Source organism: Bacillus mojavensis (assembly GCF_012648005.1).
Taxonomy (GTDB): Bacteria; Bacillota; Bacilli; order Bacillales; family Bacillaceae; genus Bacillus; species Bacillus mojavensis.
The window spans coordinates 1,723,841-1,743,426 of sequence record NZ_CP051464.1 but is presented as its reverse complement, the minus strand read 5'-3'; the positions used below and the strand labels follow the sequence as shown (position 1 = coordinate 1,743,426).

18 protein-coding genes are annotated in these 19,586 nt (G+C 42.8%); all 18 read right to left on the bottom strand.

Annotation, left to right across the window (positions count from 1 at the left end):
* Positions 1-73 precede the first annotated feature (73 nt).
* On the bottom strand, positions 74-343 hold the full coding sequence (rpsO, locus tag HC660_RS09035; RefSeq protein ID WP_003154182.1) for a 30S ribosomal protein S15: 270 nt from the start codon (positions 341-343) through the stop codon (positions 74-76).
* Between the two features lie 156 nt (positions 344-499).
* Positions 500-1,450, bottom strand: a complete 951-nt coding sequence (gene ribF, locus HC660_RS09030; RefSeq protein ID WP_168747857.1) for a bifunctional riboflavin kinase/FAD synthetase — start codon at positions 1,448-1,450, stop codon at positions 500-502.
* 18 nt (positions 1,451-1,468) lie between these two features.
* Complete coding sequence (truB, locus tag HC660_RS09025; protein WP_168747855.1) at positions 1,469-2,398, bottom strand: tRNA pseudouridine(55) synthase TruB; 930 nt, start codon at positions 2,396-2,398, stop codon at positions 1,469-1,471.
* An 84-nt stretch (positions 2,399-2,482) separates the two neighbouring features.
* The gene (gene rbfA, locus HC660_RS09020; protein WP_010334286.1) at positions 2,483-2,836 is read right to left on the bottom strand and encodes a 30S ribosome-binding factor RbfA; all 354 of its coding nucleotides are present in this window, start codon (positions 2,834-2,836) and stop codon (positions 2,483-2,485) included.
* A gap of 16 nt (positions 2,837-2,852) precedes the next feature.
* Positions 2,853-3,131, bottom strand: a complete 279-nt coding sequence (locus HC660_RS09015; RefSeq protein WP_003220950.1) for a DUF503 domain-containing protein — start codon at positions 3,129-3,131, stop codon at positions 2,853-2,855.
* Positions 3,128-5,278, bottom strand: coding sequence for a translation initiation factor IF-2 (gene infB, locus HC660_RS09010; RefSeq protein ID WP_168747853.1), 2,151 nt, complete (start codon positions 5,276-5,278; stop codon positions 3,128-3,130). Before infB ends, HC660_RS09015 begins: the two co-directional genes overlap by 4 nt.
* A 19-nt stretch (positions 5,279-5,297) precedes the next feature.
* Positions 5,298-5,600, bottom strand: a complete 303-nt coding sequence (locus HC660_RS09005; protein ID WP_010334284.1) for a YlxQ family RNA-binding protein — start codon at positions 5,598-5,600, stop codon at positions 5,298-5,300.
* A 1-nt stretch (position 5,601) separates the two neighbouring features.
* Positions 5,602-5,877: an RNase P modulator RnpM gene (gene rulR / locus HC660_RS09000; protein ID WP_010334283.1), complete on the bottom strand. Its 276-nt coding sequence runs from the start codon at positions 5,875-5,877 to the stop codon at positions 5,602-5,604.
* A gap of 13 nt (positions 5,878-5,890) precedes the next feature.
* A complete protein-coding gene (gene nusA / locus HC660_RS08995) occupies positions 5,891-7,009 on the bottom strand; it encodes a transcription termination factor NusA (protein WP_010334282.1) in 1,119 nt (372 codons plus the stop codon).
* 33 nt (positions 7,010-7,042) lie between these two features.
* Positions 7,043-7,513, bottom strand: coding sequence for a ribosome maturation factor RimP (gene rimP / locus HC660_RS08990; RefSeq protein WP_010334281.1), 471 nt, complete (start codon positions 7,511-7,513; stop codon positions 7,043-7,045).
* Between the two features lie 333 nt (positions 7,514-7,846).
* The gene (locus HC660_RS08985; protein WP_168747851.1) at positions 7,847-12,160 is read right to left on the bottom strand and encodes a PolC-type DNA polymerase III; all 4,314 of its coding nucleotides are present in this window, start codon (positions 12,158-12,160) and stop codon (positions 7,847-7,849) included.
* A 109-nt stretch (positions 12,161-12,269) separates the two neighbouring features.
* Positions 12,270-13,964, bottom strand: coding sequence for a proline--tRNA ligase (proS, locus tag HC660_RS08980; protein ID WP_168747849.1), 1,695 nt, complete (start codon positions 13,962-13,964; stop codon positions 12,270-12,272).
* A 32-nt stretch (positions 13,965-13,996) separates the two neighbouring features.
* Complete coding sequence (rseP, locus tag HC660_RS08975) at positions 13,997-15,265, bottom strand: RIP metalloprotease RseP (RefSeq protein WP_168747848.1); 1,269 nt, start codon at positions 15,263-15,265, stop codon at positions 13,997-13,999.
* Positions 15,266-15,271: 6 nt separating this feature from the next.
* Positions 15,272-16,423 carry a 1-deoxy-D-xylulose-5-phosphate reductoisomerase gene (dxr, locus tag HC660_RS08970; RefSeq protein ID WP_010334278.1) on the bottom strand — a complete coding sequence of 384 codons (1,152 nt, stop codon included), beginning with the start codon at positions 16,421-16,423 and terminating at the stop codon, positions 15,272-15,274.
* A gap of 60 nt (positions 16,424-16,483) precedes the next feature.
* Positions 16,484-17,293: a phosphatidate cytidylyltransferase gene (gene cdsA / locus HC660_RS08965; RefSeq protein ID WP_168747846.1), complete on the bottom strand. Its 810-nt coding sequence runs from the start codon at positions 17,291-17,293 to the stop codon at positions 16,484-16,486.
* 3 nt (positions 17,294-17,296) lie between these two features.
* Positions 17,297-18,079, bottom strand: coding sequence for an undecaprenyl pyrophosphate synthase (locus HC660_RS08960; RefSeq protein WP_029441264.1), 783 nt, complete (start codon positions 18,077-18,079; stop codon positions 17,297-17,299).
* A gap of 129 nt (positions 18,080-18,208) precedes the next feature.
* Positions 18,209-18,766, bottom strand: a complete 558-nt coding sequence (frr, locus tag HC660_RS08955; RefSeq protein WP_010334276.1) for a ribosome recycling factor — start codon at positions 18,764-18,766, stop codon at positions 18,209-18,211.
* 1 nt (position 18,767) lies between these two features.
* Complete coding sequence (gene pyrH / locus HC660_RS08950; RefSeq protein ID WP_010334275.1) at positions 18,768-19,490, bottom strand: UMP kinase; 723 nt, start codon at positions 19,488-19,490, stop codon at positions 18,768-18,770.
* Between the last annotated feature and the right edge of the window lie 96 nt (positions 19,491-19,586).

Sequence of the window (19,586 nt, the reverse complement as noted above, 5' to 3'; positions counted from 1 at the left end):
GGATTTCAATGATTGTTATAAAATTTTTCGCTTTAATACGATAAAAAAGCGGGAATCCTCCCGCTTTTTACGATTATCGACGTAAGCCTAGTTTGTTAATTAACTCACGGTAACGAGTTACGTCTTTATTACGCAGATACGTAAGAAGATTACGACGCTTACCTACCATTTTAAGAAGACCGCGACGTGAATGGTGGTCTTTCTTGTGTGTACGTAAATGCTCGTTCAAGTTGTTAATTGAATCAGTTAGGATAGCGATCTGAACTTCTGGAGATCCAGTATCAGATTCGTGTGTTTTAAACTCACTGATGAGTTGGTTTTTACGCTCTTGAGTAATTGCCATCCTGTTTCACCTCCAAATCATATTTAGCCCCAGTTACCTAGCAACCGTCGGTGACTTCGGATTGCCAAGCAAAGGTTTTAAGACTACGAAGACTATCATACTAAAAATCGAGCCTATATGCAAATATTTTAGATTAAAATTTGTGTGCGCTGCATGTTATTTCCGCAAATTGCTGAAATAACGGATCGCTTCCTGCTTATCTTTCTCAATTTGCTCTGTTAATTCTTGAATGCCGTTGAACTTGCGCTCGCTCCGAATTCGTTTATACCATTCAATTTTTATAGCGGCTCCGTATACATCTTGATCAAAATCAAATAAATTGACCTCAATCGAAGGCTGTTCCGGACGTTTTTCATAAAACGTCGGCTTATAGCCGATATTGCAAACGCCGTTGTAAAGCTCGCCGTTTATTTCCGCCTTGACGGCATATACACCGGTCGGCGGGACAATATAGCTGTTATTTAAGCCGACATTGGCAGTCGGAAACCCGATTGTCCGCCCTCTTTTATCTCCGTGAATGACAATTCCTTTAATAAAGTAGGGCTGTCCAAGCAAAACATTGGCCAGTTCAACGTCTCCGTTTTGAAGTGCAGTCCGAATATAGCTGGAGCTGATTTTTTTATCCTGCTCCGTCAATTTTTCTACCATCGTACAATCAGCTTTTCCATCTAAATCAAGCGGCATCGTTTCCATTGTTCCTTTGCCGTATTTGCCGTACGTAAAGTCAAAGCCTGCCACTGCATGCTGTACATTAAGGCCTAAAATGTACTGATCAACAAACTGCTTTGGAGTCAGAGAAGCAAACTCTTCATTAAATTTAACGACATACAGAATCTCCGTGCCTAATTGTTCAATTTGACTGATTTTATCTTCAAGAGGAGTAATCAGATCCTTTGGTTCCTGATCCCTGCCCAGCACATGAGAGGGATGGGGGTGAAATGTCATCACGGCTAATGTCAGATTTCTTTCTTCAGCTATCTGTTTAGCTGTGCCGATTACCTTTTGATGCCCTAGATGAACGCCGTCAAAATAACCTAACGCCATCACAGATTCTGGCTGCTCCTCTTTTATTAAATGATGCGGATGTGTAATATGTATCGTCTTCACAGAACGGTCACCTTTTTTCTATTGTTCGCTTTTTTGCATCAATACTTTTGCCGGCTTTAACAGCCCGTGTTTTGTAGGATGGGGGAAATAAATCGCCAGACAGCTTCCGGATTCCGTATAGACTGCGATACGGTCGTCGCTTGTCAGATCCGAGAATTGTTCAGGTGTTTCAAGCAAAGCCCCATTTTCTACTTTCTTAGCTAATGTATCACTTATGATCCATTTCGGCAAATGATTGAGCGCACGTTCAATAGAGACTGTATGCTCTGTTATAGTTCCGGATTCGGCTTGAGCTTCCAGCTCTTCGAACGTAAAGCATTCATCAAGGGAAAAGTCACCGGACGCCGTACGGATCAAATGAGACATATGAGCCGGATATCCGAGCTTTTCGCCAATCATAACCGCCAGTGTCCGCACATATGTTCCTTTTGAACATGTTACCGTAAACCGGAAACTCGCTGTCTCTCCATTATGTTTAACCCCTGTTGTGAGCGCAATGTCTTCAATGGTAATAAGACGTTTTGGCCGTTCTACTTCAAGTCCCGCTCTTGCATACTCATATAATTTTTTGCCGTTTACCTTTACTGCTGAATACATCGGGGGAATTTGTTCTTGTTTTCCCTTTAAGCTGTTTAACACCTTTTCTACTTCTGCTTCATCAATAGTTTGAACTACTGGCTTTGTATCAACGGGTTCTCCGGTTTGATCCTCTGTCGTCGTTGAAATGCCAAGCGTAATTTCAGCATCATATGTTTTAGACTTCTCAGTTAAATATTCAACAATTTTTGTTGCCCGGCCTACACAAATCGGAAGCACACCTGATACCTCAGGATCAAGCGTTCCCGTGTGTCCGACTTTTTTTGTTTTAAGCAGCTTCCGGATCTTCATGACACAATCATGCGATGTCATGCCTACCGGTTTATGTAAAAGGAGAACTCCGTTAACCATATGCCTTTCACTCCTTCTGTTGTGTAAATTTTCTTTAAAACGCAGAAAAGAGGACAGACGACGAACGCCTATCCTCTTCATTTGTTATTCAGACGGGTTCTCTGAATTCAATTGGTGAATCAATGTTTCGATTCGGTTTCCGTAATCAATTGATTCATCGAACTCAAATTCAATCTCAGGCGTTTTACGAAGTCTGATGCGACTGCCGATTTCAGAGCGTATAAACCCTTTCGCCTTAGCCAGTCCTTTCAGCGCTTCTTCCCGTTTTTTCTCGTCTCCGAGAACGGAAATATACACCTTTGCAATTTGCAAATCACCTGATACACGTACATCTGTTACTGTCAGAAAACCAATTCTCGGATCCTTCAGCTTTCGGCTGATAATATCACCGAGTTCTTTTTTCATTTGCTCGCCAACACGGTTTGCTCTCATACTCAATTCAATCACCTCTAAGTTAAAACCACTCTGTTCTAGTGATCGTCCGTTCAATTTCAGGAAAAGAATCGATAAACGCAAGAACACGCTGCAATTCTTTTTCTGTTTGAACGCGAGAGGAAGAAACAGCGGCGATTCCAAAGCTGGTTCTTTGCCATGTGTCCTGATAGCCAATCTCCGAAATCGAAACATTGAACTTATTTTGAACCCTGGTTAAGATCCGCTTTAGAACGGCACGCTTTTCTTTTAACGATCCTGCATCATAAATGATGCATTCACATTCCGCAAATCCGATCACGTTCTTTCAATTTCTTGCATGACAAACGCTTCAAGGATGTCACCTTCACGAATGTCATTGTATTTCTTAATCGTTATACCACATTCGTAGCCTTGTGAAACTTCTTTCACATCGTCTTTAAAGCGTTTCAGAACGTCCACTTCGCCTTCGAAGATTACGACGCCGTCACGAATTAAACGGAGACCGCTATTGCGCGTGATTGTTCCTTCAGTAACATATCCGCCGGCAATCGTACCGATTTTAGATACTTTGAATGTTTGGCGCACTTCTACTTGACCAATTACTTTTTCTTCATATTCAGGATCAAGCATACCTTTCATAGCTGCTTCAATCTCGTCAATTACTTTGTAAATAATACGGTGAAGACGAATATCTACGTTTTCAGCTTCAGCCGTACTCTTAGCATTACCGTCCGGTCTCACATTAAACCCGATAACAATTGCATTGGAAGCAGATGCTAAAATAATGTCAGATTCAGTGATTGCACCAACGCCTGTGTGGATGATTTTCACTTTAACACCTTCAACTTCAATTTTTTGAAGTGCGGCTGTTAAAGCTTCGGCAGATCCTTGAACGTCAGCTTTTACGATAAGGTTGATGTCTTTTACATCACCTTGTTTAATTTGCTCGAATAAGTCGTCAAGACTCAGCTTTGCTTTATCGCTGCGCTGCTCTTCAAGCTGTTTGGAAGCACGGGCTTCACCAACAGAACGAGCTGTTTTTTCGTCTTTAAAGACAAGGAATTGATCTCCTGCTTGAGGCACGTCATTTAGACCAGTAATTTCAACCGGTGTAGACGGGCCCGCTGTTTTTACACGGCGTCCGAGATCATTGACCATTGCACGGACGCGGCCAAATGTATTGCCGACTACGATCGGATCACCGACATGCAGTGTTCCAGTCTGTACGAGCAATGTCGCAACTGACCCTCTGCCTTTATCCAGTTCTGCTTCAATAACAGTTCCTTTTGCCTGGCGGTTCGGGTTCGCTTTCAGTTCCTCTACCTCACTGACAAGCAAAATCATTTCAATAAGTTCATCAATGCCTTTTCCAGTTAAAGCGGAAAGCGGCACAAAAATCGTTTCTCCGCCCCAAGCTTCAGGCACTAGTCCGTATTCCGTCAGTTCTTGCATGACACGGTCAGGGTTCGCAGCTTCTTTATCAATTTTATTTACAGCAACGATGATCGGTACTTCAGCTGCTTTCGCGTGATTGATCGCCTCTACTGTTTGCGGCATTACACCGTCATCCGCAGCAACAACTAGGATCGTAATATCGGTTACTTCCGCACCGCGTGCACGCATGGTTGTAAATGCGGCGTGACCCGGCGTATCCAAGAAAGTGATCTTCTTGCCGTTTTCTTCGATTTGGTAGGCTCCGATATGCTGAGTGATTCCGCCAGCTTCTCCTTCAACAACCTTTGTTTTACGGATGCTGTCAAGAAGCGTTGTTTTCCCATGGTCAACGTGACCCATGATTGTAACGACAGGAGGACGAATTTCAAGATCCTCTTCTTTATCAGGCTCTTCGTATTTCTCTAATTCAGTTTCTTCAAGGACAATAACTTCTTCAGTTTCAACACCGTATTCTGATGCAATCAGTTCGATTGTGTCTTTATCGAGCTCTTGGTTAATGGTCGCCATAACACCAAGAAGCATCAGTTTTTTGATGAGTTCAGAAGGCTCTTTGCCTAGCTCTTCTGCCAGTGCGCCTACTGTTAAAGTGCCTGAGAACGTAATTTTTTCAGGAAGCTCTTTTTTCGGCTTCACAGGCTTTTGCTGATGTTGGTTTCTGTTGTTGTTATTGTTGCGTTTATTTTTTTTGTTGTTGTTATTCTTCTTGTTTTTGTTAAATTGATTATTCTGCACGTCATTCTTCTTTCCGTCTCGAATTTTATTTGGTTGATTTCCAGCAGACTGCTGATTTACCCCTTGCGGCTGTTTGTTTTTGTTCGTTTCCGCAGGCTTTTGAGATTTAACGGCTGCGCCGCCTTTTTTAAATTTGGCATCAAGCTGTTTAATGGCCTTTTCTTCAAGCATGGCCATATGATTATTCACTTCTAAATCCATGTTCTTCAGTGCGGTCAAAATTTCCTTACTTGAAACATTTAACGCTTTTGCATATTCGTATACTCTCATTTTAGCCATTCGTTCACCCCCAAAAATATTAATCGAGCAAGCTGATTAGCTTATTCGCAAAACCTTGGTCAGTGACGGCGACAACGACACGGGATTCTTTACCGATAGAGCGGCCAAGAACCGCGCGATTCGCGACTTTTTTATAAGGAACTTTATAATAATTGCACTTGTCGGTTACTTTCTTTGCTGTGTTAGATGATGCATCCTCTGTAAGCAGGACAAGCTTCGCACGCGCATTCCTGACTTCTTTAATAACCAAGTCTTCGCCTGACACGACCTTACGAGCTCGATTGGCCAGACCCAGCAAGGGAAACCATTCCATTCCAGACATTTTATTTTTTCACCTTTTCCGCCAGTTCCAGCAATTCTTCGAAAATCTGGTCATCGATTTGTGATTGAAATTGATTTTGCAAAGTGTTTTTCTTTTTTGCTGCTAAGATGCACTCTTTATCCAGCGTTAAATAAGCACCCCGCCCGTTCTTTTTCCCGGTCGGATCTACTGAGATTTCGCCTTCTTTTGAACGAACAACTCGGATTAGTTCCTTTTTAGGCTTCATTTCACCAGTCACCACACACTTGCGTAACGGGATTTTTTTGTGTTTATTCACCTAAGGTCACCTCTTATTCATCCGATTCAGCAGTTTCAGGCTCCGTAAAGAGCGGCTCTTCGTCGTCTTCTTCAAGTTCTCTCGGATAGATTCCAAGCTCTCTTGCGTCTGTTTCGCTCTTAATATCAATCTTCCAGCCTGTCAATTTAGCAGCTAAGCGTGCGTTTTGTCCTCTTTTGCCAATCGCCAGAGACAGCTGGTAATCAGGAACAATAACAGTTGTCGCTTTTTCTTCTTCATTCACGATGACATCCAGCACTTTCGAAGGGCTGAGCGCATTCGCGACAAATTCTACAGGGTCATTCGACCAGTTGACAATGTCAATTTTTTCACCTTTTAATTCATTGACAATCGCCTGAACACGCTGGCCTTTAGGACCGACGCAAGAGCCTACTGGATCCACATCAGGATCATCTGTGCGGACAGAAATTTTCGAACGGTCTCCTGCTTCTCTGGCAACAGATTTCAGCTCCACAGTTCCATCATAAATTTCTGGCACTTCGATTTCAAATAAACGCTTTAAGAGGCCTGGGTGTGTTCTTGACACATAAATCTGCGGGCCTTTCGTCGTTTTTTCTACTTTTGTGATATACACCTTAATGCGGTCATGAGGCTTATAGCTTTCATTCGGCATTTGCTCATTAACCGGCAGCAAGGCTTCAATTTTTCCTAAAGACACATAGATAAACTTGTTGTCCAGGCGCTGGACGATACCTGTCATGATGTCTTCTTCACGGTCAATAAACTCAGAATAGATCACACCGCGTTCAGCTTCGCGCACACGCTGTGTCACGACCTGCTTCGCTGTTTGGGCTGCAATGCGTCCGAAATCCTTAGGCGTTACTTCAATCTCTACAACATCGCCCACCATATATTCCGGATGGATGCTTTGCGCCTCTTCGATTGAGATCTCCAGTCTTTGATCATATACCTCATCAACGACATCTTTTCTTGCGAATACACGGATTGAACCTGTTTCACGGTTCAAATCCACCCGTACATTTTGCGCCTGATTAAAATTGCGCTTATAAGCAGAAATTAAAGCAGCTTCGATTGCTTCAATGATAATTTCTTTGCTGATGCCTTTTTCTTTTTCAAGAATGGTGAGAGCATCTAATAATTCACTGCTCATGTTAACGGTCTCCCCCCTTAAAACTTATATTCATTAGAATGTTACAGCTAATCTTGCGTTAGCTATTTTTTCATACGGAATATCGATCCGTTTCTTTCTTGTTTTGATTGTCATCTCAACTGTCACTGTTTGTCCATCAAATTCAGCCAGCTCTCCTTCAAACACTTTTACGCCGTCAATCGGCTCATAGGTCTTAATGTATACATTTTTCCCTAGTGATTTTTCAAAATCGGCTTTTTTCTTTAATGGACGCTCAGCTCCCGGGGATGAAACCTCAAGAAAGTAATTTTGGCTGATTGGGTCTGCCTCATCAAGCTTCTCGCTTAGAGCTTCGCTTACTTTGGCACATTCCTCAATATCCACACCGTCATCGGAATCAATAAACACGCGAAGGAACCAGCTTTGACCCTCTTTGACGAATTCAATGTCAACGAGTTCAAGCTGAAGGCTGTCTACGATTGGCTGAGCCATTTCTTGAACGGTGTCAGTCACTTTTTTGCTCATGTTCTTCCTCCTTGTGCTGTCGATATCATATTCGTCTCGTCACTCTGCATAAAAACCCTGCTTCAAAAGAGCAGGGGCTTTAAAGTAAACGATGAACATGTCGAGACAAAATTGTCTTGTTCAATACAAAAGAGCGGGTTTCCCCACTCTTTGCCTCGGTAATCGTTAGCATTTCCAATAAAACTATACCATAACCATATTTTTATTGCAAATGGATATACGTTTACCTTTACGCTGTTAAGCTGATCACAGGGGCTCTCATCATACGATTGCACTTTTGCCGCACATGTATGCATAAAAGCAGAATTTCTTAAGAAATTCTGCTTTTATATGCTAAAACAGCGATAATTGGTTTTGATCCGGCAATGACTCCAAACAGCCGTGACGATCTAAATACTCTAAAATCGTTTTTGATACTTTCCCTCTCTTTTGCAAATCTTCTTTTGAGAGAAATTCTCCTTCTTCACGGGCCTTTACAATATTTAGAGCGGCGTTCGTACCTAAACCAGGAATAGAATTAAACGGCGGGATCAGGCTGTTGCCGTCAATAATAAATTCCGTTGCACTGGAGCGATATAAATCGACTTTTTGGAACGAATAGCCTCTTTCACACATTTCCAGCGCTAACTCTAATACTGTGAGAAGGTTTTTTTCCTTCGGTGACGCATCAAGCCCTTTGGAGTTGATATCCTCCATTACAGCTTTGATTGCTGTGGAGCCTTTGATCATCGTATCGATATCAAAGTCGTCTGCACGAACGGTAAAATAAGCCGCATAATACAGTAGTGCGTGATGCACTTTAAAGTAAGCAATGCGGACTGCCATTAATACATAAGCCGCGGCGTGGGCTTTCGGGAACATGTATTTAATCTTTTTGCAGGAATCGATATACCAGTCTGGGACATTGTTATTTTTCATTTCTTCTTCCCATTCAGGCGTTAAACCTTTTCCTTTACGCACAAATTCCATGATTTTAAACGCTAGTGACGGCTCGAGGCCTTGATAGATTAAATAAACCATAATGTCATCACGGCAGCCGATCACCTCACTCAGCTCACAAATATTATTGTGAATGAGTTCTTGCGCATTGCCGAGCCATACATCTGTTCCATGAGACAGCCCTGAAATCTGAACGAGCTCAGAAAAGGTTGTCGGCTTTGTGTCTTCAAGCATTTGCCGGACAAAGCGGGTTCCGAATTCAGGGATTCCCAAGGTGCCCGTTTTACATCCTATCTGTTCCTGAGTGACACCGAGTGATTCGGTTCCTTGGAAGATTTTCATTACTTCAGGGTCATCCGTCGGAATCGTTTTCGGATCAATGCCGCTTAAATCTTGGAGCATACGGATTACCGTCGGATCATCGTGCCCCAGAATATCAAGCTTCAGCAGGTTGTCATGAATGGAATGGAAGTCAAAATGCGTCGTTTTCCATTCAGAACCTGTCGCATCTGCCGGAAACTGAATCGGAGAGAAATCATAAATATCCATATAATCAGGAACTACGATAATACCGCCAGGGTGCTGTCCGGTCGTCCGTTTTACACCTGTACAGCCCTGCACAAGCCGGTCGATTTCGGCGCCGCGCATATGGAGATTATTGTCGCCGGCATAGCCTTTTACATAACCGTAGGCTGTTTTTTCTGCAACCGTACCGATCGTTCCGGCACGATATACGTTGTCTTCTCCGAACAATACTTTTGTATAATTGTGGGCCTGCGGCTGATATTCCCCAGAGAAGTTCAAATCGATATCAGGTACTTTATCTCCTTTAAATCCCAGGAACGTTTCAAACGGAATATCGTGCCCATCTTTTTTCAAAGGCGTTTTGCAATGAGGACACATTTTGTCAGGCAGATCAAAACCTGAGCCGACAGATCCGTCATTAAAGAACTCAGAATGCTGGCATTCAGAACATATATAGTGCGGCGGCAGCGGGTTCACCTCTGTGATCTCAGTAAGTGTCGCAACTAAAGAAGAACCTACCGATCCCCGTGATCCTACCAGATACCCGTCATCTAGAGATCTCTTCACGAGTTTATGAGAGATCAAATAAATAACAGCAAAGCCGTGGCCGATGATACTTTTTAATTCTTTTTCAATACGCGCTTCAACAATTTCAGGGAGCTGCTCTCCGTAAATGCTTCGTGCACGCTGATAGCTCATTTCCCTGATCTCTTCATCAGCGCCTTCGATTTTCGGCGTATATAGATCATCTTTAATCGGCTTGATGTCTTCGATTAAAGATGCAATCTTTTGTGTGTTGGTTACAACGATTTCCTTCGCTTTTTCTTCCCCTAAGAAGGAAAAAGCTTCAAGCATTTCATCTGTCGTTCTGAAATGCACTTTCGGAAGTTCATGTCTGTTCAGCGGATTCGCGCCGCCCTGTGAGGATACTAAAATCTTTCTGTAAATTTTGTCCTCATCATTCAAATAATGAACATTTCCTGTTGCAACAACAGGTTTATTAAGCTTTTCACCGAGTTTGGTGATATTCGTAATGATTTCTTTCAGCGATTTTTCATCGCGAACCAGTTCTAGCTCAAGCAAGTGGCGGTATACCTCAGGCGGTTGAACCTCGAGATAATCGTAGAATGACGCAACATCTTCCACCTCTTCCGGCGACTTTTGCATCATGCCTTCAAAAACCTCTCCTCTGTCGCAGGCGGAACCGATCAGAAGGCCTTCCCTGTATTTCTCAAGCTGAGATCTCGGAATACGCGGCACTCTGTAAAAATAATGAATATGAGAAAGTGAAACGAGCTTAAATAAGTTTTTCAAGCCTGTGCTGTTCACCGCCAGCACCGTTGCATGATAGGGTCTTGACCTTTGATAAGCGTTGGATTGACCCATATTTTCATTCAGCTGATCATGATACTGAATACCCTTTTCAGCAGCATCCTCCAGCATTTTCATAAGCAAATAAGCGGTCGCCTCGGTATCATAGATCGCACGGTGGTGCTGTGTAAGTTCAATGTTAAACTTTTTACATAGCGTGTTCAGACGGTGATTCTTAAATTCCGGATAAAGGAAACGGCCGAGCTCCAGCGTATCAATGACAGGATTTTTTGCTTTCTCGACTTGGAGAAGCTTTTTGAAAGCAACGTTTAAAAATCCCATATCGAAGCTTGCATTATGGGCAACGAGAATGTCATCGCCAATCCATTCTCTGAAATCTCTTATCACGTCTATTACATCCGGCGCGTCGACCAGCATATCATCAGTGATGCCTGTCAGTTCAATGATAGTCGCTGAAAGCGGACGATGCGGGTTGGCAAATGACTCAAATTTATCAATGATCTCCCCGCCTTTCACTTTTACAGCCGCCAGTTCAATAATCGTATCGTACACAGCGGATAGTCCGGTTGTCTCGACGTCAAAAACAACATAGGTTTCTTCATCAAGCAAACGGTGTGCGGGATTATAGGCAATCGGCACCCCGTCATCCACGATATTTGCTTCCATTCCATAAATCATTTTAATTCCATGTTTTTGGGCAGCAGAATACGCATCTGGGAAGGATTGAACGACAGCATGGTCAGTCAAAGCGATCGCCTCATGCCCCCATTTTTTCGCCTGTTCGACAAGCTTTCCGATGCCTGTTACAGCATCCATTTGGCTCATTGGGGAATGCAGATGCAACTCTACCCTTTTTTCTCCTTCAGGCGCCGTATCCTCACGGGTTTTTGCTTTTATTTCATTTACATCGTTTGCAATCATGACCAAATCTCGGACAAATGTGTCGTTTTGAATGCTTCCGCGCGCTTTTACCCACATACCTTTTTTCAGAGACTTCATGAGGGCCGCATCTTCTTTTTCTCTTGCAAACATTTTAATTAAGATACTATTTGTGTAGTCAGTAATTTTAAAGATGCACAGCGTGCGCCCGCTTTTCAGTTCTCTGGTTTCCACATCAAACACATAACCCTGAACCGTAATTCTCCGTTCCTCGTCCATTATGCTGTCAAGTGTTCTGATTTCCTCGTTATCTTTAATTTGATAGCCGATGACAAGGGGTCCTGAAGGAACTTGATCTTCATCACTTTCTTTATCTTTCTTTTCCATTTCAATTAACGCCTGCATCGCCCGCTCTTGGTCTTCAGCTAGCTTTTGCTCCCGAAACTTTTGTACTTCTTGATCAGATACAAATATTTCAGCATCAAGCTGAAAATCTGGAAACCCAAATTGACGGTATCCCGCTTGAATCATCGCACTGTATTTGTTCTTAAGAGCAGATGCTTCTGTATCCGTTTTTGTTTTGACAATCAGTTTGTTGCCCTTCAGCTTCGGTTTTTGCTGGCTTAAGAGACTGATAATCGGCGGTGAAATGCCTTGCAGCTCTTCAATGCAGCGTGTCCAATAATCCTGCACGAGACCTTCGTCAACCTCGGCATCATGCACTGCGATTGAGGACGTCACTTTTGCAATATGGGCAAACGATTGAGTCAGCCTCATGGTTAACATGTCATATATTTGATAAGGCAGCAAAGATTTAAATTTAAAATGAAAATGCCAAGACTTAGACGCTTTGTGTATCGTCAGCTTTTCAATCTCGCCATCTTCAAAGTATGTCATGAAGGTATCATCTGTCATATTAATCTGCTGCAGAAGAATTTGAAACTGCCTTCTGTTTACTGATAACTGTTCCATTAAGACAGTATTCCCCCCTTAAAAACATCATAAGTGAAGGTACCTCAGGCAATGAGGTACCTTCTATTATTTCTATTTTAACATGTTTTTTGATAAATCGTTATGGTGTTTACTGCTTGCTGATAAAAGCAGATAACTCATCAACAGAAACTTCTGTTGACTCACCCGTTTTGCGGATTTTAACCTCTACAATTCCTTCATCAGCCCGTTTGCCGACAGTAATACGGATTGGAAGACCGATTAGATCCGAGTCAGCAAATTTTACGCCGGCGCGTTCCGCCCGATCGTCATACAGCACTTCATAGCCTTTCGCTTTTAAATCAGCGTACAGCTTTTCAGCCAATTCTCTTTGCGCATCGTTTTTGATATTCAATGCAAGAATATGAAGATCATACGGCGCCACGCTTTTTGGCCATATTAAACCTTTTTCGTCGTGATGCTGTTCAGCAATGGCAGAAAGGGTTCTGGAAACACCGATTCCGTAACAGCCCATCAGCATTGGCTGCGCTCGTCCGTTTTCATCTAAATATGTCGCATTCATCGCTTCAGAATAACGAGTTCCAAGCTTAAAGACTTGTCCGACTTCGATTCCTTCTGCAAAACGGATCGTGCCTTTACCGTCTGGTGACGGATCGCCTTCCTTAATAAAACGAAGATCTGCAAATTCTTTAATTTGCGCATCCCGGTTTACGTTGACATTTTTATAATGATAATCTCCTTCATTCGCACCGGCAACAGCATTAACCATTGCTTTAACAGCGACATCTGCATAGACGTCAATCTCTTGATTCACACCGATAGGTCCGGCAAAGCCTGGCTCTGTTCCAAGCTGCTGAACGACCTCTTCATGAGAAGCAAGTTCCACAACCTCTGCATGCAGGAGATTCTTCACTTTAATATCATTTACTTCGTGATCCCCTCTAACAAGCACCAGAACAAAACGGTCATCCGCTTTAAACAATACCGATTTAATGCAGGCTTCAGCCGAAACCTGTAAAAATGCAGTCAGCTCATCAATCGTTTTCACATTAGGAGTGTGCACTTTTTCTAAAGCGATAGGCTCTTCATTTGAAGGGACTTCCTGATAAAGAACTTCAGCCATTTCGATATTGGCCGCATATTGGGATTCATCAGAGTACGCAATGGTATCCTCTCCGATTTCAGAAAGCGCCATAAACTCATGTGTATCTTTTCCACCCATGGCACCTGAGTCAGCGATAACAGGTCTTACATTAATGCCGCAGCGGGCGAAAACATTAGAATACGCGTTGTACATTTTTTGATATGTTTCATCCAAGCTCTCTTCGGAAGCATGGAAAGAATAAGCATCCTTCATAATGAATTCGCGGCCTCTTAATAAACCGAAGCGCGGGCGTTTTTCATCCCTGAACTTAGACTGGATTTGGTACAGAGTCAGAGGGAGACGCTTATAGGATTTAACCTCATCGCGAACGAGTGAAGTGATCACTTCTTCATGCGTTGCCCCTAAAGCAAATTCACGGCCGTGACGATCTTTAAGTCTCATAAGTTCAGGACCGTACGTATACCATCTGCCTGATTCCTGCCATGTCTCAGCCTGCTGCAGCGCGGGCATAAGCATTTCTACAGCGTCGATTTTTTCCATTTCCTCACGGACAATCTGCTGAATGTTTTGAATAACCTTATACGCAAGAGGCATATAGCTGTATACCCCGCTCGTATTCTGTCTGATAAATCCTGCTCTTAGAAGAAGCTGATGACTTTTCGCTTCGGCATCAGCTGGTACTTCACGGAGCGTAGGAATAAGCGTCAAGCTTTGTCTCATTTCTTCGCACCTCTGATTGATTTACTTTTCATTTACAAAAACAGCCGCTGGATATCGTTCCATGTAACGACCAGCATAAGAAGCATTAGGAAAGCGACTCCGATAAACACCACAAAGGCTTCTTTTTCTCTGTTGATCGGTTTGCCCCGAATCGCTTCTATAAATAGAAACAACAGTCTTCCACCGTCAAGAGCCGGAATCGGAAGCAGGTTGATGATACCAAGGTTAATACTTAAAAACGCAGCAAACTGGAATAAATTAATGATTCCCGTCTTTGCCACTTGGTCTGTCATATCGTATATGCCGACAGGACCCGAGAGCATATCAATTTTAAATTGTCCTGTCACTAATTTACTGAGATTCGTTAATATCGCTTTTGTAACATCAACAGTTGATGTTGCACCGTAAGCAACTGCTGAGAGAACGCCTTTCTCAGTCGGCGCGTATGAACCAAAGCGGCCGATTGTTTTTTTGTTCTCGTCTTTAACGGCTTCCGGAGTAACTGAAATATGGAGCGTTTTGTTATCTCTTTTTACCTCAACGTCAATTTCTTTATCCGGGTTTTCTTTTACAGCAGAGACAATATCGGTCCAGGACCTCATCTTCTCTCCGTTAATGCTTTGAATGTAATCTCCTTCTTTTAGCCCTGCTTCGGCCGCCCGTCCGTTGTCTGTCAGCTGTCCAAGCATAGGCTCATTTGACGGAACACCCTGAATCAGCCCAAGCATCACCAAAATAACATAAGCCAAAATGAAATTCATAATCGGGCCTGCGGCAATCGCCTTAATTCGCTGCCACACAGGTTTGGAACCAAATTGGCGGTTATACGGCGCGATCTGCACTTCTTCTCCGTCCACAATGAAAAAGGAGGTTTCACTCACAGTAAAGCTGGAAAGCTCATCCTCTTTCCCCTGTTCATAGCCGGTGATCTTCATGTCATGCTCTAGGTCCGCCGTTTCCACCTCGATGATTAAAGCATCCGGGTATTTTTCCTTTTGATTGATGATGACTTTTTCAACCTGATCCTCTTTGTTAAAAAGAAGCCCGATCGTGTAGCCAGGTTTCACCTCAATCATTTCCGGATCTTCTCCGGCCATGCGGACAAATCCGCCGACCGGAAGAAGTCTGATCGTATACACCGTTTCATTTTTTTTGAACGAAAAGATTTTTGGACCAAAGCCGATCGCAAATTCACGGCACAGAATTCCCGCTCTTTGGGCTAACAGCAAATGGCCCAGTTCATGGAAGAAAACGAGCGTTCCGAAAATAATGATAAACGCTATAACTGTATTCACGAACATACCACCTTATGTGAGTATTGAATTGACGTATCCCCGGGTATCTTTGTCCACTTCCTGAATGTCTGCCAAGCTAGGCTTTTGAATAAGCTGATGGCGGTTTAATGCCTTTTCGATACAGTCTTCAATCGCCAAAAACGATATCTTGCCGGCTAAAAAGGCGGCGACAGCCACTTCATTTGCCGCGTTTAGCACAGTCGGCATTGTTCCTCCTATTTTACCTGATTCAAAGGCAAATTGTAAGCAGCGGAACCTGGCAAAGTCAGCTTTCTCAAAATGAAGACTGCCGATTTCCCACAGCTCGAGTCTTTTGGCGTCTGGCAATGGCAATCGGTCGGGATAGGTGAGCGCATATTGAATCGGAACCCTCATATCCGGAGTGCCAAGCTGTGCAATCACACTTTTGTCATGAAACTCTACCATGGAATGGATGATACTCTCCTTATGTAAGACCACATCGATTTGTTCATACGGAATATCGAAAAGCCAATGCGCCTCAATCACCTCTAATCCCTTATTCATCATTGTAGCCGAATCAATCGTGATTTTTGCACCCATTGACCAATTCGGGTGCTGTAATGCATCTTCAATTGTAACTGATTCAAGCTGCTCCCGCGTCTTGTCCCGAAAACTTCCGCCGGATGCCGTAATGATGAGGCGATCAATGTTTTTAGCCTGTTCGCCTTGTAGCGCTTGAAAAATGGCTGAATGCTCACTGTCAACGGGCAGCAGCGGAACATTGTATTTCTTAGCATGTTCTTTAACTATATGCCCGGCAGTGACAAGAGTTTCCTTATTTGCAAGCGCAATTGTTTTTTTCTGTTCGATCGCCTTTAATGTAGGGATGAGACCGACACTTCCAAGCAAGGCATTGACAACAATATCGACTTCCTCCATAACGGCCGCTTCAATCAGGCCTTCTTCTCCAAGCCCGATTTGGCAATCAAATGCAAAAGAAACTTGTTTTAATTTGTGATATGTATCCAGATCACCGACAGATACAAACTTCGGCTGAAAGGCCTCTATCATCGGCACGGCCTTATCAATATTTTTGCCGAACGACATAGATATCAGCTGAAATTGGTCTTGGTGCGTACGCAATACGTCAAGAGTCTGTTCGCCGATTGATCCTGTTGCTCCTAAAAGACAAATATTTTTCAAAGTGCCACTACTCCTATTCTTTTTGCTGCATAATCAGTCTCATATTCATATTAGACTTTTTTATGAAAAAAGGGCAAGCAGAAAGTACAAGAAAGGCATGACAAACAAAAAACTGTCAAAACGGTCTAGCACCCCGCCATGCCCGGGAAGAATCTTCCCAGAATCCTTTACCTCGTAATGTCTTTTCAGAGCGGATTCTACTAAATCCCCAATCTGTCCGAAAACAGACAAAAACAGTGTGATCAAAAGCAGATAGAAATATGGGATCGGCAGGTTTGCGACAAGCTGAAAAATTGTCGAGAGTACAAGTGCAATGACAATTCCGCCAACAAATCCCTCAACTGTTTTATTAGGGCTGATTTCAGGCCACAGTTTTCGTTTACCAAGCGACTTCCCGACAAAATATGCGCCGGAATCAGTCGACCAAATCACGACACAGGCATAAAAGATATATGTCAGCCCGTGCTGATCAAGGTTTCTGATTTCAATAAAATAATGAAAACACATTCCGATGTAAATCGTTGCAAGGGTAATAAAGCCGACTTCATCAAAGGTAAAAGTGTTCTTCACCAATACTGTGTACGTCAATAAAATAAGTACTGCGAACAAAGCCGCTTCAATTTTCGAGATACCAATCGCTTCAAAAAAAGAATACTGGCTTGGCATTAAGAACATCCACAATAATAAAAGACTGATTAATCCCGGCAGTGAAACAAGCTTAAGTTTTTTCATCCGCAAAAGCTCAAAAAGCGCTACACTGCCCATTGCATAAACTAATATGGTGAACGGCAATTCCCCGACAATAACTAAAAATAAAAATACAATTGCTGCCAGAACACCTGTCAAAATTCTTTGTTTCATGTCCACCATCCTCTAAATTCCGCCAAACCTCCGGCCCCGTTGCTGATATTCTCCTAACGCCTGCAAGAAATGATTTTCTTTAAAGTCAGGCCACAGGACGTCAGTAAAGACAAATTCACTGTAGGCAACCTGCCAAAGCATAAAGTTGCTTAGTCTAATCTCGCCGCTCGTTCGGATTAAAAGTTCAGGATCCTGCAAAGATTCAGTCATTAAATGTTTAGAAAAAAGCGATTCATCAATGTCTTCTATATTCAAAGAACCCTCCTTGACTTTTTCCGCGAGTGTTTTTGCGGCAGTGACAATTTCAGTACGTCCCCCATAGTTGAGAGCAAAATTAAGAATCAACCCGTCATTTTGCGCCGTATCCTTTACAGCCTTTTCAATCGCACGCATTGTGTGCGGCGGCAAGGCTGATTCATCTCCTATAATCCGGACCTGCACATTCTCCTCAACAAGCTCCGGGAGATACGTATTTAAAAATTCTTCAGGAAGCTTCATCAAAAAATCAACTTCCATTTTCGGCCGCTTCCAGTTTTCTGTTGAAAATGCGTACAAAGTCAGTACTTTGACACCCAATTCGTTAGCAAGCTTTGTCGTCCTTTTAACCACCTTCATTCCTTCATGGTGGCCTGCAATTCGGGGAAGAGAGCGTTTTTTAGCCCAACGGCCATTTCCATCCATTATAATGGCGATGTGTTCGGGAATTTCTCCCTTAAGTATGTCTTCTTTTGTATAGCGTTCTAAGTTGGAAGCCGCAGTTTGCTGGTTCTTCCAATTTTTGAGTATGTTGAGCATGAGATTCCTCCGTCACCCAAAAAGGTTGCATTCCCTGCTGATAACGATGTAATCAACAGTATTAACAAAAAAACCCCCTGTAAACATGAGAGGGTCTTTTCACTATTATCTATTGTACATAGTTTTTCATTAAACTTCCATGATTTCTTTTTCTTTGTCTTTTGTGACACTGTCAATTTTTGACACATATTCATCTGTCAGTTTTTGAACATCTTCAGTGGAAGCACGCAGTTCGTCTTCAGTGATGTCTCCGCTTTTCTCAAGTTTTTTGAGATCATCGTTCGCATCACGGCGTACATTTCGCACAGCCACTTTCGCGTCTTCAGCATATTTTTTTACAACTTTGACTAATTCTTTACGTCTTTCTTCTGTTAACGCAGGAATCGCAATGCGAATCATATTGCCGTCACTCGTTGGCGTTAAGCCTAAATCCGCTTTTAAAATTGCTTTTTCGATATCTCCGATTGCTGACTTGTCGTATGGTGTTATAACCAGCATACGGGCTTCAGGCACGTTAATAGAAGACAGCTGATTTAAAGGTGTCTGTGCTCCGTAATATTCAACTGTTACTTTATCTAATAAAGATGGGTTCGCACGGCCTGCTCGTACAGTAGCCAGTTCACGCTGATAAGCAGCAATTGCTTTTTCCATTTTTTCTTTCGTTTGTGTTAATACTTCTTTTGACACGTTATTTCCCCCTCACGATCGTTCCGATTGATTCGCCTGTCACAGCGCGTTTAATATTTCCTTCTTCCATAATAGAAAAGACGATTAGCGGAATGTCATTATCCATGCATAAAGATGATGCTGTTGAATCCATAACTTCCAAACCGTCTTTTAAAACGTCAAGGTAAGAAAGCGATTCATATTTAACAGCTGATTCATCTTTTCTAGGGTCAGCATTATACACACCGTCAACATTGTTTTTAGCCATTAAAATAACGTCTGCTTCAATTTCAGCAGCCCGCAGTGCAGCTGTCGTATCAGTTGAGAAGTATGGGTTCCCTGTGCCCGCAGCAAAAATCACGACACGTTTTTTCTCTAAGTGGCGTATCGCTTTTCTTCTGATGTATGGTTCAGCAACTTGTCTCATTTCAATGGATGTTTGCACTCTGGACTGGATTCCGAGTGTTTCTAAGCTGTCTTGAAGAGCAAGCGAGTTCATCACTGTGGCCAGCATCCCCATATAGTCAGCAGTTGCACGGTCCATGCCCAGGTCACTTCCTGTTTTTCCGCGCCATAAGTTGCCGCCGCCTACTACAACAGCCACTTCGACTTCAAGCTCAGCGATTTCTTTCACTTGCTTTGCAATGGATTGAATGACAGTAGGGTTAATTCCGTTACCCTGTTCCCCTGCCAATGCTTCACCGCTAAGCTTTAATACGATACGTTTGTATTTTGGTTTTTCCATAATAACCTCCAAGTGTAAACATTGCCGTTTTCTATTATGCAAGAGAAAAAAAGGTTTGTAAATATAGTTTTAAAAATAGGGAACACAAAGTGTGTC